The following is a 24268-nucleotide window of genomic DNA, read 5'->3' on the forward strand; positions in this document are numbered from 1 at the left end:
CAACGCAGGCATCCGCGCCGATCGTGGTTTTTCGGGAACGTCCCGACGGGCAACCTATCGCCGGCAGCACCCACGCCCGAACCGCGTGTCCTAAGCGCCGGCCATCCGCTTTTTGACGTGCTTGGTGGCAGGTGCGGTCCAGGGGTCCTCGGGCCACGGGTGTTTGGGATAGCGGCCCCGGTTTTCCGCGCGCACCTGGGCGTAGGGGCCTGACCAGAACGATGCCAGCTCGTCGGTGACCGCCAGCGGTCGACCAGCCGGGGAGAGCAGGTGGAAGAGTACCGGGACCCGGCCGCGCACCAGCGCCGGGGAGGTGGCAAGTCCGAAGCATTCCTGCAGCTTCACCGCCACCACCGGAGGGGCTTCGGGCTCGTCGATTCCCGGGTAGTCGATGCGGATCCTGGATCCGCTGGGCACCGTGAGGCGTTCGGGGACCAACTCATCCATGGCGGCGGCCTCGGGCCAAGGCAGCAGGCGACGCAGCGGATCCACCAGGTCCAGGGAACCCGGGGACTTCCCTCCGGCGAGCGCCTCGAGTTCCGGGGCCAGCCAGTTCTCGGCGGCCGCCAGCAGGGAGTCCTCGTCCATGGCCGGCCAGGGGTCCCCGAGTTCACGGTGCAACATTCCCAGCCGACTGCGCAGCAGTTGCGCCGCGGGGGAGAATTTCAGCATGCCGAGCCCGCGCTCGCGCAAGGCGTCCAGCACCGCGGCGCGGCCCTGGGCACGAGTGGGGGTCATGGGGGTGCTGGAAAGGACGATGGCCCCGAGTCGGTGCTCCTTGCGGGCGGAGAGCTTGCCGCTGGCAAAGACCGTGTTGACGGTCTCGGTTTCCAGGTGGGCCGCAGCGAGCAGTGCGGTGCCCTCGTCGAGTGGCGCTGCGGCGCGGATCAACGCGCCGGTGCTTGCCGCGTCGCGGCCGGCGGCCCGTGCCACCTCGGCGACCGCCAGCCACTGGTGGTGTGACAAAGGGCTTCCGGCGGGCAGGCCCGCGCGGGTGCCGGAGGCCAGCAGGTAGGTGGTGCCGGTGGCGTTGTCCACGCGACGGGCAACCTGTCCCGGATAGGCAAGGGCTGTTACCAGGCCAAGCTCGGTGCCGGAGGAAGGCATCGTCGCTGTGCCTGGCGGCCGCTGCGCCTGGGCTTCCCGGCCGGCGATCCGTTCCAGGCGCGAGCATTCGCGCTTCCAGGTGGCGGACTGCGGGTGTCTGCCGTTGCGCAGGGCCGCCAGCAGCGCGCCGAGGTCGGCGGCCTGGGCGCGGTAGTCCCCGGCCAGCAAGGCAACGATGTGTGCGACGTTTCCGGCCCCGAGCCGCGGGGCGCCGTCGAGCAAGGCACGGCCCAGCCGGGGGTCGGCCGGAATCAGGGCCAGGCGGCGGCCCAGTGCGGTGGCGTGCCCGGCCTCGTCGATCGCGCCGAGCTGGGACAGCACCGTGGTTGCGGCCTCAAGGCTTGATGCAGGCGGGGGCTCGGGCAGGTGCATCCCGGCACCGCCCGGCGCGCCCCAGCAGGCCAGCACCAGGGCCGCGGAGGTGAGGTCGGCAACGGTGATCTCGGCCCGCGGATGTGCAGGGGCCGCCGCAAAGCTCTTTTCGGCAAAGCTGCGCACCACGGTGCCCGGCCCCTGGCGTGCGGCGCGGCCGGCCCGCTGGATGCCGGCGGCCCGCGAGGCGGAGACCGTGACAAGTCCGCTCATCCCCCGGGCCGCATCCCGGCGCGGCTCCCGGGCCAGGCCCGAGTCGATGACCAGCCGGACCCCGGGAACCGTGAGCGAGGACTCGGCCAGCGAGGTGGAGACGATGATGCGGGGCCCTCCCCCGGGTTCGCGCCCCGAGACGGCACGGTCCTGCAGGGCGGGAACGACCTGCCCATGCAACTCCAGCACCTCGGTGCCCGGCGCGCGGGTGCGGAGCTGCGCGGCGACATCGGCCACTTCCCAGGCACCGGGAACAAACACCAGCGCGTCGACGGACTTGTCCCGCGTGAGCGCCTCGGCATGGGCGGCAGCGGCGGTTGCTGCCACGTGGGTGAGGAAGGTGCGCGAGACCCCGCGGTCGGTCAGCCGGGGAGCGGCGGCCGGCACCCACCGGGTTTCCAGCTCGTGCAGCGCCGCAGGGCAGTCGATGACCGGGGCACTGCCCGCACCCGAGGCATCACCCAGCAATTGGGCAAAGCGCGGGGCGTCGAGGGTCGCGGACATGGCCACGAGCACCAGGTCCCCACGCAGTTCGTGGACCTCGCGCAACATGCCCAGCAGCAAATCGGTTTCCAGCCCGCGCTCGTGCACCTCGTCGATGACGACCGCGTCAATGGATTCCAGCCCCGGGTCGGCCAGCAGCCGGCGCAGCAGGATTCCGGGGGTCACGAACTCGATCAGGGTGTCCGGGCCGGCGTGGTTTTCCCCGCGCACCGTGAATCCCACGCGGCCGCCCAGTGAGCTGCCGTCGAGGGATGCCAAGCGGCGGGCGGCGGAGCGGGCAGCGACCCGGCGCGGCTGGGTGACCAGGATGCGTGCTTCTCCCCCGTTGCGGGCCCGAACCAGGTTGGCCACCAGGGGTGGGACCAGCGTGGTCTTGCCGGTGCCCGGGGGGGCCTGGATGACGGCGGTTCCGGATTCCCCGCCGGCCTCGAGCGCACTGGCAAGCTCCGGCAGGGATTGGGCAAAGACCAGCCCCCGCCCGATGGCAGCCAGGTCGAAGCCATTGTCCTGCCGGGGCTTGTCCCGGCCGTTCCGCTGCGTACTCACCCGCCCCATTATCCAGTGTTGCCGCCCCCCTTGCCGCTCTCAGGCGGTGCGGCGGCGCAGCGTCATCGACCCCACCACGATGGCGGCCAGGATCCACGCGGCAACGAACCCGATCCGCAGCCAGATGTAGCCGGCGTCCTGGTCGTCCCTGGCCACCGCGTTCAGCGCATCGATGGCGTGGCTCAGCGGCAGCCAGTCCCCGATGCCCTCCAGGACCTCGGGCAGTTCGCCACGCGGCAGGAAGATCCCGCCCAGCAGGACCTGCGGGAAGACGAAGGCGGGCATGAACTGCACGACCTGGAATTCGCTGCGGGCAAAGGCGCTGGCAAGAAGCCCCAGCGAGGTCCCCAGCAACGCGTCGGCGATGGCCACGGCGAAGAGCAGCCCCAGGCTGCCGGCAACCTCCAGCCCGCAGACCCACACGGCAAAGCCCACGGCGATCCCCGTCTGCACGATAGCCAGCAGCCCGAAGGCCAGCGCGTAGCCCAGGATGAAGTCGGCCTTGCCCAGCGGCAGGGACAGCAGGCGTTCCAGGGTGCCGCTGCGCCGCTCCCGGAGCGTGGCGATGGAGGTGACCATGAACATCACGATGAAGGGGAAGAGCGCGATCATCGCCGGGCCGATCCTCCCGAAGACCGGGGTGTCAGTGAAGATCCAGGCGACCAGGCCGACCAACAGTGCGGGGACCAGCAGCAAAAGTGCCAGGGTGCGGTGATCGTGGCGCACCTGGTTCAGCACGCGCGCGGTGGTGGCAAGGATGCGCGGGATGCTCATGGGGTCCCTCCCGTGGCGCGGTGCTTGGGAGCATGGGGTTCGGAGCCTGGTGCCCCTGATTCCCGTGTGTCGCGGATCAGCGCCAGGAAGGCGTCCTCGGCGTTGGTGGTTCCGGTGCGCGCCAGCAGGCCAGCGGGCGTTTCCTGGGCGATGATCCCGCCCTCGCGCATCAGGATCAGGCGGTCACACCGGGTGGCTTCGTCCATCACGTGGCTGGAGACCAACAGCGTGACACCCTCGGCCGCAAGTTCTGCAAACAGTTCCCACAATGCCACGCGAAGCACCGGGTCCAGCCCGACGGTGGGCTCGTCCAGGACCAGTAATTCGGGCGTTCCCAACAGGGCGATGGCCAAGGAGAGGCGGCTGCGTTGTCCGCCGGAGAGGTCGGCCGCCATGGACTTGGCCACCGATCCCAGGTCGGTGCGCTCGATGACTTCGGCAACCTGGGCGGGCGGGGCACCGACGATCTTGGCGAAGTAGGACAGGTTCGCGCCCACCGGCAGGTCGTCGTAGATGCTGGATTCCTGCGTCATGTAGCCGACGCGATGGCGCAGCTTTTCGGACCCGGCGGTGTCCCCGAGCACCCTCACCACTCCGCCGGAAATGATCTGGGTGCCCACGATCGAGCGCATTAAGGTGGACTTCCCGCAGCCGCTGGGACCTAGCAGCCCGACCACCTCGCCGCGCGGGACCAGCAGGTCAAGGCCGGGCAAGACGAGGTTCTTCCCGCGCATGACTTTCAATCCGGTGATCGAGATAGCCGCCGCCTGTTCCTCCATATTCCCGAGTCTTGTCCCTGTGTCATTTTCGGTCAAGGGGCCGGGGCCAGATGCCGGTGGCGGCACCAGCCCCCTATCGAAAGGTGAAGCGCCCCGGGCATACTTGAAGCAAGACAGGCACCCGACCCGATCCCAGCTAGGACCCACAGGAGTGCACCATGCGCGATCCAGAGGGGTCCCGTCCCCTTCGTTCTGACTCGCCGGTGCTCGTGGGCGTGTTCCCGGGGCAGCATCCCGAGGTCTTGGAAACCGCGGCCCGCCTCGCTTCGGTCCTCCGTCAGGATCTGGTGTGTGCCTATGCACTCACCGGCCTGGACATGACCGAATGGAACGTCAAGGCGAGCATCGACTTTGATGCCCTGCACCGGGATGAGCGAGAGGAACTCGGGGCGGAAGTGATCGAGGACCTGCAACAACGGCTCGGCGAGACCCTGGCCTCCTACCCCATGCCTTGGACCCTGCGCATCCTGGTGGGCGAGGCGGCCGGCGCACTTGGCGACTTCGCCGTGGAGCTGGGTTCGTCATATCTGGTGGTCGGCTCGCCCCGTGGAAAGCGCCGCGCGTTCTCCGGTTCGAGGTTCAGTGCCTCAACGCTTGCCCGGGTTCTGTCGCGTCGGCAGCTTCCGGTGTTGGTGGTTCCGCCATCGATCGTGCCTGACCCGCCGGCCACCCCTTATCTACCGTGATCGGGCATCCGGCCACCGGGAGCGGCAGGTTCCGGGTTGTCAGCCCGGGGAATCACACCCTTCAGGAATGTGAGCGCAGGAACGGCAGCAACTGCTCCAGGATCGGCTGTGGCGGATAGAGTGTTCCGCCGTGGCTGCGTCCCTCCAGCGCCACCAGCCGGGCATGGGGCATGACCGAGGCCATGACCCGGGAATGATCAATGCGTGGCACATCCCGGGTACCGGTCATCAGCAGGGTCGGCGTCGCCAGTTGGTGGAGCAGGGTTTCGCTGACCGCGCTGCCGGACTCGGTGGCCTCGAAGTACGCGGCCAGTGCCAGTGCGTCATTCGAGGCAAAGGCATAACGGGTCGCGGGGTCCAGTTTCCCGCCGCCGGCTTCCATGCCGTCAATGAAGGCGTCCATGTCACCTGTTTTCAGTGCCTCGAGGTAGCCGTCGAAGAAGAGCGTGCTGATGTGCTGTGCCTCAATGGCGTGGGTGCCGCCGAGCATGGTCAGGGAGCGGACCATGGATGGATGCTTGATGGCCAGCGACAGGCCAACGCGCGATCCGAATGAATATCCCACGAGGTGGATTGACTCGTGTCCGGTCGCAGCCAGCACCGCCTTGACGTCCTCCAGCACCAGGTCCATGGCGTAGGCGGCCGGGTCGTGGGGTTTTCCCGATCGTCCGTGGCCGCGCAGGTCCATGCGGATGGTGTCGAACTCGGGTTCCAGCGCCTTCACGTATCCCAGGCCGCGCCAGATGGAGCGGGAAAGTGCGGAGCCGTGCAGCAGCAGGACCGGTGGGGCCCCTGTGTCGCTGGCGTCAAAGTAGATAGTCTGGGCATCAACCGGGTTCACTGCATGGGGCATGATACTGAGCTTATGGCACCGGACCGGTCTTTTCCCAAGCAAAGGAAACACCATGAATGACGACCTGACTCCCGTGATTGTCGGGGGTGCACGTACGCCCTTTGGAAAGTTCCGCGGGGCCGTCTCCGCGTTGTCAGCCACCGAGCTAGGCGCCCACGCAATTTCCTCGGCACTGGAGCGCAGCGGGGTGCAGGCCGCCCAGGTCAACCACGTCATCATGGGCCAGGTCATCCTGGCGGGCACCGGCCAGGGCCCGGCCCGCCAGGCCGCGCTGAAGGCCGGCATCGGCTGGGAGGTCCCCACGGTGACGATCAACAAGCTCTGCCTGTCGGGGCTCACCGCCGTCATCGACGCAGCCCGCATGATCCGCGCCGGCGAGGCCGATTTCATCGTCGCCGCCGGACAGGAGTCGATGTCCAATGCCCCGCATCTGGTCCGCGGCATGCGCATACCGTTGGCCATCGGCGACCGGCCGTTGGAGGATTCCCTGAACCACGACGCGTTGGCCGATCCGTTCAGCGGCGAGCTGATGGGCTCGGCCACCGAGAGCGGCACTGCCAAGCTGGGGATTTCGCGCGCCGCCCAAGACGCCTTTGCCGCCAGGTCGCACCAGCGCGCTGCGGCTGCGCGCGCGCACCTCGATGCCGAGATCGCGCCAGTGGCCATCCCGCAGCGGCGCGGGGGCGAGATCATCGTTTCCACCGACGAAGGCGTTCGCGCTGACACCACGAAAGAACAGCTTGCCGCACTGCGTCCGGCTTTCTCCACCGACCCCGCCGCCACCATTACGGCGGGTTCTTCCTCGCCGCTTTCGGACGGTGCCGCAGCCGTGGTGGTTGCCTCCAAGGGCGCCGCCCGTCGGGCAGGCCTGACATGGCACTGTGAGATCGGCGCCCACGGACAGACGGCCGGCCCGGACGGACAATTGCATTCCCAGCCCAGCACATCGATTCTCGCCGCCCTAGCCAAGGAGGGAATGGGAGTCGCGGAGCTGGACCTGATTGAAATCAATGAGGCCTTCGCGTCGGTTGTCCTGCAATCGGCGAAAGACCTCGGCGTGGATCCCGCCAAGATCAACCTGGAAGGCGGGGCCATTGCGCTGGGGCATCCCGTGGGTGCTTCCGGCGCGCGACTGGTCCTGCACCAGGCCATGGAACTGGCGCGGCGAGGTTCCGGCACGGGGGTGGTATCCCTGTGTGGAGGCGGCGGCCAGGGTGATGCCCTGATCCTGCGACGCTGATTTCACATGTTGTTACCCGACGGTATACAGCTGGTGCAAAGGTTGCTTCCCTAGAGTCTTAATCACCTCATGGAGGTGCGAGTGATGAGAGCACCGGTCGGGCACAAGGCAAATTCCCCCTAGCCTTCCGATCGGTGCTCAACCATTTAATGCAGGATGTCCGCAACCACGACCTCTGGAAGCCACCGCCCTCGACAACTCCGGCACTTCGGACCAAACTGAAGGTACCGGGCGCCGCAAGTTCGGGGAGACACGTTCTACGGATCAAGGAGTACGCGAGATGACTGAACAACCAACCGGCGACGAAGAGGTAGAAGAAGAAACTGCCGCAGAACCAGAGCATGTGGCCAGCGCGCACGACGAAGCGCTGGTCGAGGAATGGGAAGACGAATCGTTTCCGGCCTCGGATCCACCCTCCAACTACTGACTCACGGCCGACTATCGACAAATCACCAGCAATCACCCAGTTACTCCAAATACGCTGAAGCTACCTTCTCAAGGTGCGAGTGATCAGAAGAACCGGTCGCGGCGGAGTTTCACCTCCTTAGCCGTCACGGCCGGTTCTTCGCTTTTAACTGCCGGGCACACGGGAACGCATTGCACTGCCAGATCCCCCCGAACCGCGCCGCGCCCAGCTCCCGATGCCGTGGACGTTTGCGGCACCTTGCGACAAGAATGGACAAGAGGGAGCCGATGCTGCTTCCGCGAGATTTCATCCCCAATTTCCAGGAGAACATCACCACCATGGCCGAAGAGCTCCGGTACGCCCCCGTCCCTGAAACGCACGCACCCTACGTTGCCGCCCCGGACCGCTACGAATCGACCGGCTACCGCCGGGTGGGGAACTCGGGGTTGGTCCTCCCCCCGATTTCCCTGGGCCTGTGGTGGAACTTTGGCGACAACCGCCCCTACGACACCCAGCGCGAAGTGCTTCGCCACGCCTTTGACCGCGGAATCACGCACTTCGACCTGGCCAACAACTACGGTCCGCCCTACGGCTCGGCAGAGGAGAACTTCGGCCGCATGTTGCGCACCGACTTCAAGGCCTACCGCAACGAGCTGATCATTTCCTCGAAAGCCGGCTGGGACATGTGGCCGGGCCCGTACGGCACCCTGGGCTCGCGCAAGTACATCATGGCCTCGGCCGACGAGTCGCTCAAGCGCATGGGCCTGGACTACGTGGACATCTTCTACTCGCACCGCCCTGACCCCGACACCCCCATCGAGGAAACCATCGGCGCGCTTGACACCTTGGTGCGCCAGGGGAAGGCGCTATACGTCGGGATCTCCTCTTACTCCCCCGAACGCACCGCCGAGGCGGCGCGCGTGGCCAAGGAGATGGGCACACCGCTGGTGATCCACCAGCCGTCCTATTCGATGCTCAATCGCTGGGTCGAGGACGGCCTGCTCGAGACCTTGGCCGAACACGGCATGGGGTCCATCGCCTTCACCCCGCTGGCCCAGGGCCTGCTGACCGGCAAGTACCTCAAGAATGATTCGGCGATTCCGTCCGGTGGACGGACAACGCTGGACGGGCACCTGACCGAGGAAAATCTCGGGAAGGCCCGCGATCTGGCCCGGGTCGCCGAGTCCCGCGGCCAGTCCCTGGCCCAGCTGGCCATCGCCTGGTTGTTGCGCGACGGCGGAGTGAGCTCAGTGCTGCTCGGCGCCTCCTCGACTGCGCAGCTTGATGAAAACCTCGGCGCCCTGGGCAACACCACCTTCAGCACCGGGGAACTGGACCTGATCGACAAGATCGCCGCCGGCGATGCCGACATAGACCGCTGGCGCACGGCGGCCACCAGCTAAGCCAGCCGGAGCACACGGAGCAAAACCCTGCGATATTCGAATTTCGCAGGGTTTTGCTCCGTTAACGACGAATACCGAAGTTAGCTAGTTCACTCACGGCGGATATGGTCGCCAACCATGCGTGACGGGCTTCACAAATCGTCGTTTTCGGGACATGATGGACAGGTACGTGGCGCGATGAAGATCCCCGCCGCCCAGTGACTACCAGAAGGAGCATGGCTGTGACCGCCAACGCCCAGACGTCGACCTCCACCGGCTACCGAGTCCTCAACCCCGCCACCGGCGAGGTGGTCGAGGAATTCCCCACGGCCACCGACGCCGAGATCCAGGACGCCATCGCGGCGGCCGAATCCGGTTACCAGCAATGGAAGAACGTCGACATCAATGAACGCGCCAAGATCGTGGCACGCGTGGGCGAGCTCTTCGCCGAACGCGCCGACGAGCTCGCTGCGATCATCACGCAGGAAATGGGCAAGCCCCTCTCCGAGTCCAAGGGCGAGGCCGAGTTCTGCAAGGACATCTTCGAGTACTTCGCCACCGAGGGGCCCACGCTCGCCGCGGATACCGAAATCAAGAACATCGGCGGCGGCAAGGCCGTCATCCAGCGCCTCCCGGTCGGCCCCCTGCTGGGCATCATGCCGTGGAACTACCCGTACTACCAGGTCGCCCGCTTTGCCGCTCCCAACCTGATGCTGGGGAACACCATCGTGCTCAAGCACGCCGAGACCTGCCCGCGTTCGGCACTGGCCATCGCGCAGATCATGGATGACGCAGGCGTTCCTGCAGGCGTGTACAACAACGTCTTCGCCTCCCACGGGCAGATCTCCACGATCATCGAGGACCCGCGCATCCAGGGCGTTTCGCTGACCGGTTCCGAGCGTGCCGGTGCCATCATCGGTGAGCAGGCCGGACGCAACCTGAAGAAGGCAGTGCTGGAACTTGGCGGCTCGGACCCGTACGTCATCCTCGATTCGAACGATGTCGCGGGCGACGCCGCCACTGCCTGGGCCACCCGCATGGAGAACACCGGCCAGGCCTGCAACTCCAACAAGCGCATGATTGTCATGGAGGATATCTTCGATGACTTCGTGGGTGAGCTGACCAAGCTGGCCGACGGCCTGGCCCCGGGCGATCCGGCGGCCGAGCTCGAGGGCACCTTTGGTCCCCTTTCCACCAGGGGTGCCGCCGAGGCCCTGGCCGAGCAGGTGAAGGACGCCATCGACAAGGGCGCAACCCTGCATGCCGGCGGCACGCTGCACGAGGGCCCAGGCGCCTACCTGGCCCCGACCGTGCTCTCGGGAATCACCAAGGAGATGCGTGCCTACTACGAGGAGCTGTTCGGCCCGGTGGCCGTTGTCTACAAGGTCTCCTCCGACGAGGAAGCACTTGCCATGGCCAATGACACCCAGTACGGTCTGGGCGGCGCGGTGTTCTCCACCGATCCGGCTCGCGCGGCCAAGGTAGCCGCCGGTCTGAACTCGGGAATGGCCAACGTGAATGCGCCGAGCGCCGAGGGAGCCGAGATGCCCTTTGGCGGAGTGAAGCGTTCGGGCTTCGGCCGGGAACTGGGACCGCTGGGCATGGAAGAGTTCGTCAACAAGCGCCTGTTCTACGTGGCCGACTGACTTCCACGCTCGCTTAAACGCCAAGGCCGCAGTCCGCATTCATCGTGACGATGGATGCGGACTGCGGCCTTCTCAATTAACCCGGGGTCGGCCCCGTGGAGCACTCCCCCGTGGTGGTCAGCGCCCCACGTAGTCGAAGTGCCAGGCCTCGGCGTAGGGCGATCCCTCCTCCAGGATCTTTCGGTGCACCCAGTTGTACTTCTTGGAGTTCGCCTTCAGCCATTTGTAGTACTTGCCTCGGAAGGAATAGTCATAGGTTTCGGGCACATCGATGGCCGTCCCCCAACCGTGGTTGGAGGTTCCCGGACGTGCCGCGACGTACGGACCCAACTCCACCCAGTACGCGTCCTGCGTGGCACGAGTCCGGTATGCCAGGTCGACATCGAGATTGCGTCCGAACTTTTTCTTGAACGCTGCGTTGAGTCGGTTCAGGTCCTTGAGGGCCGGCGCGGCAATGAGCGTCTTTTCCTTGTCCCACGGGATCGCCACGAGCATCTTCTCGGGGACCCTGCCGTTCTTCTGCGCCAGGACTTGCCTAGCCGAATACTTCTTTGGTTTCGTAGAGGCGGTCGAGGTGCGGGCAAGCTGGCTGGTTTTCATCCATCCGCTCATCCCCTGCGTCCGCACGAAGATCCAGCCCTTGACCGATCCGGCGGTTTTTTCCATCTTCATGTCCCGGTACACCACGGAATTCCGGGGGATGTCACCGATGCGCTTTTTCCCGTTCACGCTTTCATAGAGGTCGCCACCGGAGACCTTTGTCCAATACCTGTCGGTGAGACCCGCACGGTTGGACGTGTACTTCTGGTCGATGTAGATTTCCCGACCGGGTTTTTTGGCGACGATCTTGAGGTGTTTTCCTTGGATCCACCCTGATTTTCCCCGGCTGGTGATCTGGGCATGTCCGCCGGAGACCTTCTTGACGGCGTAGATGCCGCCCTTGGGCACAGTGGCCAGCGCTTTGGATGCGGTGCTTGCCTTTTGCCGCAACGTCAGCCGGGCAGTGGTCTTGCCGAGGTCGCCTTGTTTCACGGCCTTGGGAATGGAGCGTAGGTAGGTGCTGGAAACCCAACCTGTCTGTCCGGCATGGCGTACCTGGCTCCATCCGGATCTGGTTGCCGTCACCGTCAACCGCGTGCCCTTGGGCACGACCTTCAGCTTCTTGCCCGATGTGGAAGGCGCTGCGCGCAGGTTCAGGTTCGCGGTGGTTTGCAATACCCTCGCGACTCCTGCGCGAAACATGCTTTCGGGTTGCGCGATGTATGCGGATGGACCGGTCTGCGCCGCCGCGACATGCGGCACCGCCTGCGGGGCCGCCTGTGCCTGCACCGGGTTCAGGGCGGCGAGAGCAAGGGCAATCGCCGTGCCCAGCAGCATTGCCGTCCCTGCGCGATTGACGGGCATTGCACCGTCTGTAGTGGTCATGTGCTTCATTGATCCCCCGGGGAATTAATTTCTTGCGAGTTGAATGAGTGGCACTCCAAGCCCACTAGTACATTGTTAGACTAACCTTTTTGCTAAGAGGTTATTTCGGGTATCCGCCCTGCGCCATTGCATAGAGTGGACCTGTTGCCAATTGCGAGGAGTCACTGGATGTCAGCGAAGTTAGGTTTCAAGAAAAAGTCGCGACAGGATCCACCCGCGACTTCAAAAGCCGAGGTATCCAGCGCCAGGCCCCCGATGCACACCGTGTCTGGAATGTGGATCGATCCGCTCGGCCGTATTGCCACGCGCTCGGTCCAATTACTGGTGGTGGTGATCCTGGCCGGGGCAGTCGTCTACACCCTCCTCAGGTTGAGCGTTATCGCTCTGCCGATCCTGATTGCCCTAATTCTTTCCTGCGCACTGTGGCCATTGGTGCGCCTATTGCGCAAGTTCATGTCCCCACTACTGGCAGCGTGGACCGTGTTCCTCGGTTCACTGCTCGTGATCGGCGGCATCGGTACGGCCCTGGTATATTCCGTGCTTGCCGAGTGGCAAACCTTGGTTGACAGGGGCGTCGAAGGATTCAACAAGCTCCAGGGCATGTTGAATCGGTTGCCGTGGAACATCTCGGAGGACCAGATTGACCAAGCCGTCAGCCAAGTCACGGGCTTCCTGACGAGTTCCCAATTTGGCGCTGGTGCCCTGAGCGGCCTTTCTGCAGCCGGGAATTTCTTCACCGGTCTGGCGCTCTTGCTGGTGATCTTGTTCTTCTTCCTGAAAGACGGAGACAGGATCTGGGCGTTCTTCCTCTCTTGGATGCCAGACCACCAGATGCACCGTTGGCTGTCCACCGGTGGGCGCACCGTAGAGACGCTGGGCGGCTACATGCGCGGAACCGCCACCGTTGCAGCCGTGGATGCCATCGCCATCACCGTTGTCTTGCTCATCCTGCGGGTTCCGTTGGCCATTCCCCTGGGCGTAGTAGTGTTCATGAGCTCCTTCATTCCATTGATAGGTGCCACCTTCGCCGGAATCCTGGCCACCTTGATTGCCTTGGTGACAAACGGCCCCGTGATTGCCCTGATTGTTCTGGGAGCGGTGATCGTCGTGAACCAGCTGGAGGGTAACTTCCTGCAGCCTGTGGTCATGGCCCACGCGCTGAACCTGCACGCGTTGGTGATCTTGCTGTCATTGGCCGCAGGCACGGTGTTGGGCGGATTGGTGGGCGCAGTGCTGGCCGTACCCCTGACCGCTGTTGCCTGGGGCATCGTAAAAATCTGGGCCGACCGGGATTTGCCGGAGCTTGACCCCGGGGCCGACCCGGAGAAGGAAGCATCCGCAGGGGAACCCACGGCAGCTCAGGTCTTGGCGCATGCAGAATCAAACGTATCGGCATCGGCGCACGAAGCGGATGCCATGCACGCAGCAGGTTCCCAGTCCCCCCCTGAAAAATCCGAAAAATAGCGACAACCGTAGCTGAAACGGCAATGGTCCGTGCAACCGTCCTGACTGGTTGCACGGACCATTCTTCTTCCGGATTCGACGCGTCGCGCCTGGCTTAGCGAAGGTACCTGGAGCTAACCCAGCCCGTTTTCCCTGAATAGCTGGTCTGTGTCCAGCTTCCTCGTGTCGCCTTGACCGTGATCTTCTTGCCCTTCGGAATCACCAACAGCGATCGTGTTGATGTGTTTGTTCCGGTTCGCAGGTTCAGCCGGACGGTGGTTGTCCTGCTCTTGGCCGGTGCCTTGTAGGCGGACAATTGGTTCGCCGGGACCCACCCGGTCTTGCCCGCATACTTCACGCGCAGCCACGAACCGCTCTTAGCATCCACCGTCACGTTCTTCTTGGCAGGAATGCTCACGACCGCCGCGGCCTTCGCACTCGCGCTCTTGCGCGCAACGACCTTCACCTTGGACGTGTAGGTCGTCTTCTTCACCGACTGGACCACCGGCGGCTTCGGCTTGGCCGGTGCCTTGTAGGCGGACACTTGGTTCGCCGGAACCCACCCGGTCTTGCCCGCATACTTCACACGCAGCCACGAACCGCTCTTCGCATCCACCGTCACGTTCTTCTTGGCAGGAATGCTCACGACCGCCGCGGCCTTCGCACTCGCGCTCTTGCGCGCAACGACCTTCACCTTGGACGTGTAGGTCGCCTTCTTCACCGACTGGACCACCGGCGGCTTCGGCTTGGCCGGTGCCTTGTAGGCGGACAATTGGTTCGCCGGAACCCACCCGGTCTTGCCCGCATACTTCACACGCAGCCACGAACCGCTCCTAGCATCCACCGTCACGTTCGTCTTGGCAGGAATGCTCACGACCGCCGCGGCCTTCGCACTCGCGCTCTTGCGCGCAACGACCTTCGCCTTGGACGTGTAGGTCGCCTTCTTCACCGACTGGACCACCGGCGGCTTCGTTGCGGCAGGCTTGATGACGCGCAGGTACTTGTTGCTGACCCATCCGGCGGCGTTCCCGGCCTTGATATTGCTCCAGGTGCCTTGGCGACGGAGTTCGATGACGTCGGTTCCGCTGCGCAGGACCTTGACGATCTTGGTGTTGGTGCCGGCCCCCGCGCGCATGTTCAGATTCGCGGTGGTCTCATGCGTTGCCTTGGTTGGCGTGGGCTTGGCTACCGGTGGCTTTGCCGTCTGGGGCGTCGCTGATCCGATTTTCTTCATGTCCGCCGAGCTGACCCATCCGGAGTGCTTCCCGGATTGAATCTGGGACCAGCCGCCCCGTACCTGGCGCACCGCAACTTTTGCGCCTCGCTTGAGAGGATGGGTTTCCTGATACGTGGTCCCGGCCCCGGAACGCAGCTTGAGGTCACGAAGGACTTCGTGGGTTGCGGGTAGTTTAGTCTGGTCGATGGACGCGGTCTTGCGCGCCAAGCTTGCCGATACCCAGCCTTCGGTTCCCTTGTACTTCACGCGCAACCAGCCAGCGGAGCTTTCATAGGCTTCGAAAGTGGTGCCGGCGGGAATCATCAGGAGCTTCGAGTACCAGGTGGCCGCGCCGGAGCGCATGTTCAAGCCATAGGGGTTGCTGTATTTGGCAAAGGGCACCCGGACACCGTTGGTGACGGTTCCCGTGGATGTCATCGACCCCTCGGGTGCTGCCCCCAATTCATAGGGCGTGACGGCAAATCGGTTCATCCAACCGGTAACCGAGCCGTACTTGACCTTGACAAAGGACCCGTTACGAAGTCCGTTGATGGCACCGGGTTTGCTGCTGACAGGGGCGTTGCGGTTCGGCCTGGCCAGGACCTTCGAGTCGGCGGAAGCCGAGGCAAAGAGCTCGGCCTTGCCTCGCGCATAATAGGTGCAAGTCTTCAGCGACTCTGCGTAAGTGGCGGTGGCATGGGAGTTCAGGTCCAGCCCGCGGTCCTTGAGGAAGGCACGGGGGTTGCGAACGTTCGAATCGCTGGAGTAGAAGCGATCCTTCCAGATTTCCAGGTGCAGGTGTGGGCCGGTGGATGGCCCCGAGGAGCCCACCAGGGCAATCTTTTGTCCTGCCGCGACCTTTTGGCCCGTTTTGACCAAGACGTCGTTGGGCCACATGTGCATGTAGGCCGACTCGTAGGTTCCCCCGTCGATGCGGTGGGTAACCACCACTTGTCCTGAGGTCGATCCGGTGCCGTTGACGACTTTGCGCACGGTGCCTGCGGCCACCGCATAGATCGGGGCGTTGTCCCTTGTGCCCATGTCCTGACCCAGGTGGTGGGTCGACCCTCCCACCACCGGCATGCAACGCGGCCCCATCGGGGAGGTCATTCGGTACGTGTCGGGGTCAAGCGGCAAAGCGAAATTGCCGACGCGGACCTTGCTGCCGGAATCGGCGTTGACACGGACCTGGGAGGTTGCCGGCAGCGCGGTGAAAACCATTCCTGCCGCCAACACCCCCGCGAAAAGGGCACGAATGTATTTCGGTGTGGCCATCGTCAAGGCGCGTCCTTTGAACGGTTGTGGCCCCGCAAGGAATCCACAATAGTTGCGTGTGCGGGGACATTACCAAGTTCTTCTACCCCCAGAGCCTTACTTTAGGCAATAAGGACACCAAGTGGCAGGAAGCTGCCGCGGCAAATTGGCCGTGTCATCCCAAGTGGGAACTGTGGACCCAGCCTTCAAGCCGCCCAGCGCGGACTTTGGTCCATTGTCCGCGGCTGGCAATGACTTCCAGTTGCTCGCCGACAGCCAGCTGCGCGATGGCGCGGTAGTTTGCCGAGGCACCCCGGTAGAGCGTGGTCTCGGTGATGGTGACGGGGGTCTTCGAGACCACGTAGCGCAACTGGAGCTGGCTCGCCGGGACCCAGCCGGTTTCCTGATCCAGCATGATCCTTCGCCATGGTCCTAGTTTCCCGTTGACCTTCACCAAGGTTCCGGCCTGCATGATGCGCAGGATCGGGAAGCGGTCGCCGGCGTCCTTGCGGACGTTCAAGCGCACGGTGGTCGTGAACTCGGTTGGTGCCATGGCCTGTATGCCGGTGGCGGGGCGGCTCACGTTGATGCGAGCCAGGTAGGCGCTGGGAACCCAGCCGACGTCCTTGCCGGTGGAGATCTTGGCCCAGGTGCCAAGTTCGTCAACCTTCCGGACCTGGATGTTTGCCGCCAGCACGCGCAGCACCGGATAGTTGGTGCCAGAGCCCTTGCGCAGGTTCAGGTCGGCAGTGCTGCGGTGGGTGGGTATGAAGTCTTCGTCCGGGACTTCCGGCGCGCTGGGGGCTCCGCCCACCGATGCGGGATTTTCCGGCAGCTGGCTGGCGACCGGACGTACGGGAACCTGCGGGGGCTGCCGGGGCGCTTCGAGTCGTTCGAGACATTGGGCCGGGAGCCAGCCAAAGGTCTGTCCGTGCTGCACGCTGGCCCATAGCCCGCTGACTCGAAGCAGGTAGACCGGGGTGCTCTGGGGAATCAGGTACTGGACCGCGTAATGCCGGCCAGCCCCTTTGCGCAGCTTGAGTTCCGCGGAGGTCCGGTGCGTGGGTCCCGAGGCTTCCACCGGGGCGGAAATCGGCTCGGTGCGTGCGAAGTCGAGTTTCTTCATGCGGACAGTCTCCACCCGAAAGCGCCCGATCCGGGGTTGGTCAATGCCATACGTGCACGGACGTGAAACACGGTTATGACCTCACTGAACAAGTGGTTGACCTGGGAATGGAATGCATGGAGCAACGTCTTGCACGGCGTCACGGTTCGCCAGGATCGTTCACGAATAACCACGTATCGAGGCGCGGCACCTGGACATGCCTTACCCCATGTTATTGCACACACGGTCAAGGCCCCCAGTCGCGGACCGGGGGCCTTGATCACATCTTCGCCACGGGCAACCCCGCGACGATGGTTTCTAGCGTGCAGCCAGTTCGCTGTCCAGGCGAAGCAGGCCGTTGCCATCGTTGTTGATCATCTTCACGCGGTCCAGGATTTCACCGACGGTGGCTTCCTCTTCGACCTGTTCCTCGATGAACCAGGTCAGCATCGGCACCGAGTCGATGTCGCCCTCGTTGTGGGCCAGGCGGTAGAGGTCCCGGATGGATTCGGAGACCTTCTTCTCGTGGTCGAGGGAGGCCTGGAAAGCACCGTCAACCGTTACCACGTTCAGCCCGGGGGCACCGATGGCGCCGATCGCCGGGTGTGCTCCGCGGTTGGTCATATGCGCGATGAACTTCTCCGCGTGTACCAGTTCCTCGGCGGACTGTGCACGGAACCATGCGGCGATGCCGGGCAGGCTCAGGACATCCATTTCGATGGCCAACTGGCGGTACACCGTCGAGGCCTGGAGTTCCAGGGTGATCTGGTCGTTGAATGCGTCGGCAAGCTTTCCTGTAAGTTCCATGGCACACACGCTACGCGCTCCGCGGGGGCTTGTCACCGAAGTATGGCCGTACTTACCTCGGGCTAAATATGTCATGCATTGCGTACCGGCGAAGGGCTACCAAGGTGATGCTCACCTTGGTTCGCAGGTCTTGGTCACGACGGGTTTAAGAGGAAACGATGCGCTGCCCGGCATGGATCTTGGCAGCCGCCCGGTGGCCGTCGCGCACCCCAAGAAACAGGCCGACCAGCATCACGGCCAGCCCCGCCATCAGGGCTGCGGGATGGACAAAGCCAGGTAGCGTCACCAATGTTGAGAGGATGCCTCCGGCTGCCATGATCACTGCGGCCAGCCAACAGCCCATGGTGCTCTTGTTCGCCGCCGCGTGATGGCCCAGCAGCCAGCACTTGTCGCAGTGGGTCAGGGCTGCGGTGCGGATCCCGATCCAGGCATTACGCCTGATTTGTCCGGTGGCGGCGGCTTTCATCATGTAGGCCATGGCAACCATGAGCAGCACCATGAATACCGTCATGATCAATTCGCTCAGTGTTTCGCCATCCATTGCGGGCTTCTCTCAGTGTGTTTCGCGGCCGGAATGCCCCTCCGGAGCGTGGGGCATCGCAGACAACGGTACGCCACCTTTCGCGTGGCCCGATATCCGTGGCAACGCGCCGGGTTTCCGGTGGCGGACCATTCGGGGCCGCCACCGGATGCCGTGGCGCGGTGGGCCGGTGCTAGCTGCTCAAGCCGGCGCGGCGCAGGGCCTCGGCCATGGCGGTGTTTGCGTTCGACCCGGGGGCGCTGGCCGGCCGGCTCTGTTGCGGTTTGCCGCCGCGCTGGTTTCCCTCGCCGCCGCGTGCCGGGCGTTGGCCCCGCTGTTCGTTGCGCTGCCCGTTGCCTCGCGGTGCCCGGTCCGTCCGCTCGGCTTTGGCCCCGGGCTCGTCATCCAGGCGCAGGGTAAGCGAGATGCGCTTGCGTTCCGGGTCGACCTCCAGCACCTTGACCTTGACAACCTGGCCCGATGTGACGACTTCGCGTGGATCGGAAATAAACTTGTTGCTCATCGCCGAGACATGGACCAGTCCGTCTTGGTGGACTCCCACGTCAACGAAAGCACCGAAGGCTGCCACATTGGAAACGGTGCCTTCCAGGATCATGCCGACTTGCAGGTCGCCGATCTTTTCCACGCCTTCCTTGAGGTTAGCGGTCTTGAAGTCGGGGCGCGGGTCACGGGCAGGACGCACCAGTTCGGCGATGACGTCCTTGACCGTGGGCAGGCCGAATTGCTCGGTGACAAAGTCTGCGGCATTCAGGGTGGCCACCGACTGGTTGCCGGCGTCGGCGGCTGCCAGCAGGGTTTCGGCCAGCCCGTACGCCTCGGGGTGCACGGCGGAGGCATCCAGCGGCTGCTTGCCGCCGGTGATGCGCAGGAATCCGGCACATTGCTCAAAGGCCTTGGCTCCCAGGCGCGGAACCTTCAACAGGGACCGGCGGGTGGTGAAAGGGCCGTTCGCATTGCGGTGTTCGACGATGTTGCGGCTCAGCAGCGAACCGACTCCGGCCACCCGGGCCAGCAGCGCCGGGGATGCGGTGTTCACATCCACGCCGACGGCGTTGACGCAGTCCTCGACCACGGCATCCAGGGAGCGGTCAAGCTTGGCCGGGGTCAAATCGTGCTGATACTGGCCCACGCCGATGGACTTGGGTTCGATCTTCACCAGTTCGGCCAGCGGATCCTGCAGTCGGCGGGCAATGGACACCGCACCGCGGATGGAGACATCCAGGTCCGGCAACTCGGCGCTTGCCAGCGCCGACGCCGAATACACCGATGCCCCGGCCTCGGAGACGATGACCTTGGCAGGCTTGTTGGTCAGCTTGGCGATGACCTCGCCGGCCAGTTTGTCGGTCTCGCGGCTTGCGGTCCCGTTGCCCACGGCAATCAGTTCGGTGCCGTGCTTGGTTGCCAGTGCCACCAGGGTCGCCACGGAGGCATCCCATTTGTTCGCCGGGGCGTGTGGGTAGATGGTGGCAATGTCGACCACTTTGCCGGTGGCGTCGACGACGGCAACCTTCACCCCGGTGCGCAACCCGGGGTCCAGCCCAAGCACCGCCCGGTTTCCGGCAGGGGCGGCCAGCAGCACGTCGCGCAGGTTGGCGGCGAAGACCTTGACACTGGCTTCCTCCGCGGCCTCGAAGAGCCGCGTGCGCAGGTCCGCCTCCAACCGTGCCAACAGGCGTCCGCGCCAGGCCAGGCGAACGGTTTGTGCCAGCCACTTGCCAGCCGGCGCATCGGCAGCGGCCTTGATGCCCAGCGAACGGGCGACGGCGGCCTCATATCCGGCCCGCGCCTCGGTGAGCGCCGCCTCGTCGCGCGGGTCGGCCTCGGCCAGCTCCAGGTTCAGCGCACCCTCGCGTTCTCCGCGCAGCAGCGCGAGGATGCGGTGCGAGGGCTGGGTGGCAACGGGCTGCACGAAGTCTTCGTAGTCGGAGAACTTCGAGGCATCCGCGGCAGGGGCGCCGGATGCGATCTTGGACGAGATCTTCCCTCGTGTCCACAGCCGTTCGCGCAATTCGGAGACCAGCACCGCGTCCTGCGAGGCACGTTCGGTGAGAATGGCCCGGGCACCGGCCAGGGCATCGGATGCCGCATTGACCTCGTGCTCGGGGTTTAGGAAGGTGGCTGCCAACGCTTCGGGATCCTGGGCGGGATCGCGGATCAGCGAGTCGGCCAGCGGCTCGAGTCCGGCCTCGCGGGCGATCTGGGCGCGGGTGCGGCGCTTGGACTTGTATGGCAGATACAGGTCCTCCAATTCGGCCTTGGTACCGGCAGCCATGATGGCGGCCCGCAGCTCGTCGGTGAGTTTCCCCTGCTCCTCGATGGCCTTCAGGATCGCTTCCCGGCGGTCCTCCAATTCACGCAGGTAGCGCAGCCGCTCCTCAAGCAGGCGCAGCTGGGTGTCGTCCAGGGTTCCGGTGGCTTCCTTGCGGTATCGGGCAATGAAGGGGACGGTCGATCCGGCATCGAGCAATTCGACGGCGGCCTTCACCTGCCAGTCGGCAACCGAAGCACCCCCGGAAGTTAACTCGGCGGCAATGGTCTGGATTATTCGCATCTGGCTCACCCACACTAGTTTGCCGCATCCGTGGCACTGCCCGCGGACACCGACCGGCGAGGCCTCGTGTGTGTCGCCTCCGTCCTTGCCCTTGATTCGGGGATTGCCCCGTACCGGTGCTACGTTGGCCACAGGACTCGACACGGGGTGCCGCCTGGCGGCTGAGAGATAGACCCGTTGAACCTGATCTCGATAATCCGAGCGAAGGGATGCCGGTCCGGCTTGAACTGCCCTCGTACCCAAATTCCTGGACGACCGTCGGCTGGTTCCATGGCATCCCTTCGCCCAGCAGAAGGGTGCAAGAAAATGCTTATCAAGGACCAAATCGTGTTGATCACCGGGGCAGGACGCGGACTCGGGGCAGACCTGGCCCGGGCCTTTGCGCGCGAGGGCGCACGGCTTGTATTGAACTACCGCTCCAGCGAAACCGCCGCCCGGGAACTGGCAGCCGAGTTCGGGGCCGATCGCGCGATAGCGGTCCAAGCCGATGTCGCGAACGCGGATCAAGTCTCCCAATTGGTGGCCGGGGCGCACGAACATTTTGGTGCTCCCATCACCACTGTCGTCAACAACGCCCTGCCCGATTTTTCGTTCAATGGCGACGCCCGTGCCAAGGCCGATGGAATCGGCTACATGGCTTTCGGGGAGCAGTTCACCGGCATCGTTGGCGGTGCGCTGAACACGATCCAGGCAACCCTGCCCGGCATGAGAACCGCGGGCTTTGGCAACATCGTCAACATCGGGACAAACCTCTTCCAGAACCCCGTGGTCCCCTACCACGACTACACCGCGGCCAAGGCTGCCCTGCTGGCCATGACCCGCACGTTCGCGGCCGACCTCGGCCCGGAAAACATCCGCGTGAACATGATCTCCGGCGGCCTGCTTCGCACCACCGATGCCTCCGCCGCCACCCCGGAAGCGGTCTTCGACCTGATCGCCGGCTCCACGCCACTGCGCAGGGTCACTTCCCCGGCGGAGTTCGCCGACGCCGCACTGCTGTTCGCTTCACCGTGGTCCCGGGCGGTGACCGGGCAGAACCTGGTTGTCGACGGCGGCCTGGTGATGAACTAGGGGTCGGGTAAAGCATCGTGGACGCCACACGCCAATTGCACCTGAACGCCTTCATCTACGGGGCGGGCCACCACACCATGGGATGGCGCCACCCCGAATCCAGCGCCGACCGCCTCGGCGACATTTCCTACTACGAGGAACTTGCCCGGATTGCCGAGCGCGGTTGCCTGGATGCTGTCTTTTTTGCCGACGGGCAGAGCGTGAACCATGAATACGCGGCAGGGATCCCCTGGTTCCTGGAACCGGTGACTGCTCTCAGTGCCATGGCTCGTGCCACCAGCCGCATCGGGTTGGTCACCACGATCTCGGCCAGCTTCTACACGCCCTTCCACGCCGCCAGGCTGTTGGCCTCGCTGGACCACATCAGCGGCGGGCGGGCGGGCATCAACGTGGTGACCTCCATGTTTGACGCCGAGGCCCGCAATCATTCCATGGATTCCCTGCCGGCTCATGCCCAGCGCTACGAGCGCGCCGAAGAGTTTGTTGTCGCGTTGCAGGGGTTGTGGGATTCCTGGTCGGATTCTGCACTGCTGGTTGACCGGGAAGCCGGACGTTACCTTGATCCGGCGCAGGTCCGGCCGATCAACCACCGCGGCAACCATTTCTCGGTTGCCGGCCCGCTGACAGTCCCCCGGTGCCCGCAGGGGCGGCCGGTGCTGTTCCAGGCGGGATCCTCGGAAGCCGGCCGCTCCTTTGCGGCCCGCCATGCCGAAGCCATCTACTCCGTTTCCTGGGACAGGGAATCGGCAGTCGAGTATGCCGCCGACATCCGGCGACTACTGGGTTTTGCCGGACGCTCCAATGATCCGGTTCCCGTGCTTCCCGGGCTGGTCACGTACATCGGTGCCACGCGGGAAGAGGCATGGGAAAAGAAGCGCGTGCTGGATTCCTTCATTGACACCGGGTCGGCCATCGCCCAGCTCAACATGTTCACCGGCCAGGACTACAACACCCATCCGCTGGACGACAGGGTGGACCCGCTGCCCCCGGCCGAGGACTTCACCGGCCCACAAGGCCGCTACCTGACCGTTCAGCGCATCATCGAAACCCAGCGCCCCACGCTTCGCGAACTGCTGGGGTTCCTGGCCGCGGGCGGGGGCCATGCAACCATGATCGGCACCCCCGCCGAGATCGCGGACGAGATCGAGGAATGGTTCATGTCGGGCGCCTGTGAGGGCTTCAACCTCATGTGCCCAAGTTATCCGGCGGGATTGGATGATTTTGTGGGATTGGTCGTACCGATCCTCCAAGAGCGCGGCCTGTTCCGCTCCGCCTACCCGGGAACCACGCTGCGCGAAACACTGGGCCTGGCCAGGCCTGCGCGCCTGGAAACGGTGCCGGCACGCGGATAGCAGTTCATCTCCAGGGTGGGAGCACTCATGGGTTACCCAGAGTTCTCCCACCGGGGAACAACTAAGATGGAACCCATGACATTTTCACGCTCCAAAAGTGCACTGCTGGTTTCCGGCGCAGTCCTCCTGCTCTCGGCGACCGGTTGCGCAACCATTGCCGACACGGCCTCTTCCGCAGCTTCCTCCGCCGCCACGCAACTGGCCGACGGCGCCAAGAAGGAACTCATCAAGCAGGCTTGTGCCCCCATCCAGGACGGCACCATCAACGCAGCCGACCTCAAGGTCGTTGCCTCCATGGTCGACGCCGTCCGCGAGGGCGGGCTGCCCCCGGAGATCGTCAGCGCACTTGACGATGTCGCTGCCTCCGGCGACCAGGTCCCGGCCGATGTTCAGGCCCGGCTCGTTACCGCCTGCGACAACGCCCTGGTCTAGGAAAATGAGCGACAGCCATGAGTAGGTCCCGTCGTCGAGGCAGTGCCGTCCCGGTGCTTGTCTTGTGCGTAGCGGTGGTCGCCGGAACGTGGTTGTTGCTTCCCAAGGTCAACGGCGGTTACGGGGACCGAACGGGTGACCCGGACGCACGCGCAACGGTTCAGCATGTGGTCGACGGTGACACCCTCTACCTCATGCTGGACGGCGAACGAACCAAGGTCCGGCTGCTAAACGTCGACGCACCGGAGATTCCCCGCCCGGACCAACCCGGGGAATGCTTCGGCCGGCAGGCGGCCGAATTCCTGGCCAAGAAACTGCCCAAGGGTTCGGAGGTCGAGCTGCAATTCGATGCCGAACGCCTGGACCAATATGGGCGGACCCTCGCCGCACTGAGCCACGGGGGAGAATTCATCAACGGAGCCCTCGTGGCATCCGGACACGCGACGGCAATGAAGGTCGAGCCCAACGTGAGATTCTACGAGCAACTGCGCGATGCACAACGGCAGGCCCAACAGATCGAGGCGGGGATGTTTGATCCTGCCAACGGTTGCAGCTGAACGAGC

The 24268-nt window shown here is 64.7% G+C and carries 20 protein-coding genes and 1 riboswitch; of the genes, 10 read left to right on the plus strand and 10 right to left on the minus strand.

Annotation, left to right across the window (positions count from 1 at the left end; all coding sequences use genetic code 11):
* Positions 1-90: 90 nt before the first annotated feature.
* From hrpB to OIU93_RS10735, 3 genes are read right to left on the minus strand one after another with little or no spacing between them, the layout of a single operon-like run.
* A complete protein-coding gene (gene hrpB / locus OIU93_RS10725; RefSeq protein WP_372342911.1) occupies positions 91-2742 on the minus strand; it encodes an ATP-dependent helicase HrpB in 2652 nt (883 codons plus the stop codon).
* Positions 2743-2781: 39 nt separating this feature from the next.
* Entirely contained in the window at positions 2782-3516 is a 735-nt protein-coding gene (locus tag OIU93_RS10730; protein WP_264270066.1) for an ABC transporter permease, read from the minus strand.
* Positions 3513-4295: an ABC transporter ATP-binding protein gene (locus tag OIU93_RS10735; RefSeq protein WP_264270067.1), complete on the minus strand. Its 783-nt coding sequence runs from the start codon at positions 4293-4295 to the stop codon at positions 3513-3515. The genes OIU93_RS10730 and OIU93_RS10735 overlap by 4 nt, the downstream gene beginning before the upstream one ends.
* 158 nt (positions 4296-4453) lie before the next feature.
* On the opposite strand from OIU93_RS10735, the gene OIU93_RS10740 reads away from it, so the two are divergent.
* The gene (locus tag OIU93_RS10740; protein WP_264270068.1) at positions 4454-4981 is read left to right on the plus strand and encodes a universal stress protein; all 528 of its coding nucleotides are present in this window, start codon (positions 4454-4456) and stop codon (positions 4979-4981) included.
* A gap of 61 nt (positions 4982-5042) precedes the next feature.
* Here the strand turns inward: OIU93_RS10740 and OIU93_RS10745 are convergent, their stop codons facing one another.
* Positions 5043-5834, minus strand: coding sequence for an alpha/beta fold hydrolase (locus OIU93_RS10745; RefSeq protein ID WP_264270069.1), 792 nt, complete (start codon positions 5832-5834; stop codon positions 5043-5045).
* 52 nt (positions 5835-5886) lie between these two features.
* Here OIU93_RS10745 and OIU93_RS10750 point away from each other — a divergent pair, with 52 nt between their 5' ends.
* From OIU93_RS10750 to OIU93_RS10765, 4 genes are all read left to right on the plus strand, one after another.
* Entirely contained in the window at positions 5887-7074 is a 1188-nt protein-coding gene (locus OIU93_RS10750) for an acetyl-CoA C-acyltransferase (protein ID WP_264270070.1), read from the plus strand.
* A gap of 280 nt (positions 7075-7354) precedes the next feature.
* The gene (locus OIU93_RS10755; RefSeq protein WP_264270071.1) at positions 7355-7501 is read left to right on the plus strand and encodes a hypothetical protein; all 147 of its coding nucleotides are present in this window, start codon (positions 7355-7357) and stop codon (positions 7499-7501) included.
* 317 nt (positions 7502-7818) lie between these two features.
* On the plus strand, positions 7819-8883 hold the full coding sequence (gene mgrA / locus OIU93_RS10760) for an L-glyceraldehyde 3-phosphate reductase (RefSeq protein WP_264270106.1): 1065 nt from the start codon (positions 7819-7821) through the stop codon (positions 8881-8883).
* A 215-nt stretch (positions 8884-9098) separates the two neighbouring features.
* A complete protein-coding gene (locus OIU93_RS10765) occupies positions 9099-10508 on the plus strand; it encodes an NAD-dependent succinate-semialdehyde dehydrogenase (protein ID WP_264270072.1) in 1410 nt (469 codons plus the stop codon).
* Between the two features lie 117 nt (positions 10509-10625).
* Here the strand turns inward: OIU93_RS10765 and OIU93_RS10770 are convergent, their stop codons facing one another.
* Positions 10626-11933, minus strand: a complete 1308-nt coding sequence (locus tag OIU93_RS10770) for an SH3 domain-containing protein (protein ID WP_264270073.1) — start codon at positions 11931-11933, stop codon at positions 10626-10628.
* A 273-nt stretch (positions 11934-12206) separates the two neighbouring features.
* Between OIU93_RS10770 and OIU93_RS10775 the strand changes: the two genes are divergently transcribed.
* Entirely contained in the window at positions 12207-13397 is a 1191-nt protein-coding gene (locus tag OIU93_RS10775) for an AI-2E family transporter (RefSeq protein WP_264270107.1), read from the plus strand.
* Between the two features lie 94 nt (positions 13398-13491).
* On the opposite strand, the gene OIU93_RS10780 is transcribed toward OIU93_RS10775, so the two are convergent.
* The 5 genes from OIU93_RS10780 to OIU93_RS10800 all read right to left on the minus strand — a co-directional run bounded on the left by OIU93_RS10780 (position 13492) and on the right by OIU93_RS10800 (position 20850).
* Entirely contained in the window at positions 13492-15867 is a 2376-nt protein-coding gene (locus OIU93_RS10780; RefSeq protein ID WP_264270074.1) for an SH3 domain-containing protein, read from the minus strand.
* 154 nt (positions 15868-16021) lie between these two features.
* Positions 16022-16972, minus strand: a complete 951-nt coding sequence (locus tag OIU93_RS10785; protein WP_264270075.1) for an SH3 domain-containing protein — start codon at positions 16970-16972, stop codon at positions 16022-16024.
* 297 nt (positions 16973-17269) lie between these two features.
* Positions 17270-17758, minus strand: coding sequence for a ferritin (locus OIU93_RS10790; RefSeq protein ID WP_264270076.1), 489 nt, complete (start codon positions 17756-17758; stop codon positions 17270-17272).
* Between the two features lie 145 nt (positions 17759-17903).
* Positions 17904-18299 (minus strand): hypothetical protein, encoded by a 396-nt coding sequence (locus OIU93_RS10795; RefSeq protein WP_264270077.1) that lies wholly within the window; start codon positions 18297-18299, stop codon positions 17904-17906.
* Positions 18300-18471: 172 nt separating this feature from the next.
* Positions 18472-20850: a Tex family protein gene (locus tag OIU93_RS10800; protein ID WP_264270108.1), complete on the minus strand. Its 2379-nt coding sequence runs from the start codon at positions 20848-20850 to the stop codon at positions 18472-18474.
* A 133-nt stretch (positions 20851-20983) separates the two neighbouring features.
* A riboswitch (TPP riboswitch) is annotated at positions 20984-21077 on the plus strand.
* 79 nt (positions 21078-21156) lie between these two features.
* On the opposite strand from OIU93_RS10800, the gene OIU93_RS10805 reads away from it, so the two are divergent.
* The 4 genes from OIU93_RS10805 to OIU93_RS10820 all read left to right on the plus strand — a co-directional run bounded on the left by OIU93_RS10805 (position 21157) and on the right by OIU93_RS10820 (position 24262).
* Positions 21157-21921, plus strand: a complete 765-nt coding sequence (locus OIU93_RS10805; protein WP_264270078.1) for a 3-oxoacyl-ACP reductase — start codon at positions 21157-21159, stop codon at positions 21919-21921.
* Between the two features lie 17 nt (positions 21922-21938).
* Positions 21939-23273: an LLM class flavin-dependent oxidoreductase gene (locus OIU93_RS10810; RefSeq protein ID WP_264270079.1), complete on the plus strand. Its 1335-nt coding sequence runs from the start codon at positions 21939-21941 to the stop codon at positions 23271-23273.
* Positions 23274-23348: 75 nt separating this feature from the next.
* The gene (locus OIU93_RS10815) at positions 23349-23705 is read left to right on the plus strand and encodes a hypothetical protein (RefSeq protein ID WP_264270080.1); all 357 of its coding nucleotides are present in this window, start codon (positions 23349-23351) and stop codon (positions 23703-23705) included.
* A gap of 17 nt (positions 23706-23722) precedes the next feature.
* Entirely contained in the window at positions 23723-24262 is a 540-nt protein-coding gene (locus OIU93_RS10820) for a thermonuclease family protein (protein ID WP_264270081.1), read from the plus strand.
* The last annotated feature ends 6 nt before the right edge of the window (positions 24263-24268 follow it).

This window comes from Paeniglutamicibacter sp. ZC-3, assembly GCF_025847175.2.
Classification (GTDB): Bacteria; Actinomycetota; Actinomycetes; order Actinomycetales; family Micrococcaceae; genus Paeniglutamicibacter; species Paeniglutamicibacter sulfureus.

Coding starts and splice junctions, on each gene's coding strand:
- OIU93_RS10730 (WP_264270066.1), bottom strand. CDS start 3,516: ATGAGCATCCCGCGCATCCTTGCCACCACCGCGCGCGTGCTGAACCAG.
- OIU93_RS10735 (WP_264270067.1), bottom strand. CDS start 4,295: ATGGAGGAACAGGCGGCGGCTATCTCGATCACCGGATTGAAAGTCATG.
- OIU93_RS10740 (WP_264270068.1), top strand. CDS start 4,454: ATGCGCGATCCAGAGGGGTCCCGTCCCCTTCGTTCTGACTCGCCGGTG.
- OIU93_RS10745 (WP_264270069.1), bottom strand. CDS start 5,834: ATGCCCCATGCAGTGAACCCGGTTGATGCCCAGACTATCTACTTTGAC.
- OIU93_RS10750 (WP_264270070.1), top strand. CDS start 5,887: ATGAATGACGACCTGACTCCCGTGATTGTCGGGGGTGCACGTACGCCC.
- OIU93_RS10755 (WP_264270071.1), top strand. CDS start 7,355: ATGACTGAACAACCAACCGGCGACGAAGAGGTAGAAGAAGAAACTGCC.
- mgrA (WP_264270106.1), top strand. CDS start 7,819: ATGGCCGAAGAGCTCCGGTACGCCCCCGTCCCTGAAACGCACGCACCC.
- OIU93_RS10765 (WP_264270072.1), top strand. CDS start 9,099: ATGGCTGTGACCGCCAACGCCCAGACGTCGACCTCCACCGGCTACCGA.
- OIU93_RS10770 (WP_264270073.1), bottom strand. CDS start 11,933: ATGACCACTACAGACGGTGCAATGCCCGTCAATCGCGCAGGGACGGCA.
- OIU93_RS10775 (WP_264270107.1), top strand. CDS start 12,207: ATGTGGATCGATCCGCTCGGCCGTATTGCCACGCGCTCGGTCCAATTA.
- OIU93_RS10780 (WP_264270074.1), bottom strand. CDS start 15,867: ATGGCCACACCGAAATACATTCGTGCCCTTTTCGCGGGGGTGTTGGCG.
- OIU93_RS10785 (WP_264270075.1), bottom strand. CDS start 16,972: ATGAAGAAACTCGACTTCGCACGCACCGAGCCGATTTCCGCCCCGGTG.
- OIU93_RS10790 (WP_264270076.1), bottom strand. CDS start 17,758: ATGGAACTTACAGGAAAGCTTGCCGACGCATTCAACGACCAGATCACC.
- OIU93_RS10795 (WP_264270077.1), bottom strand. CDS start 18,299: ATGGATGGCGAAACACTGAGCGAATTGATCATGACGGTATTCATGGTG.
- OIU93_RS10800 (WP_264270108.1), bottom strand. CDS start 20,850: ATGCGAATAATCCAGACCATTGCCGCCGAGTTAACTTCCGGGGGTGCT.
- OIU93_RS10805 (WP_264270078.1), top strand. CDS start 21,157: ATGCTTATCAAGGACCAAATCGTGTTGATCACCGGGGCAGGACGCGGA.
- OIU93_RS10815 (WP_264270080.1), top strand. CDS start 23,349: ATGACATTTTCACGCTCCAAAAGTGCACTGCTGGTTTCCGGCGCAGTC.
- OIU93_RS10820 (WP_264270081.1), top strand. CDS start 23,723: ATGAGTAGGTCCCGTCGTCGAGGCAGTGCCGTCCCGGTGCTTGTCTTG.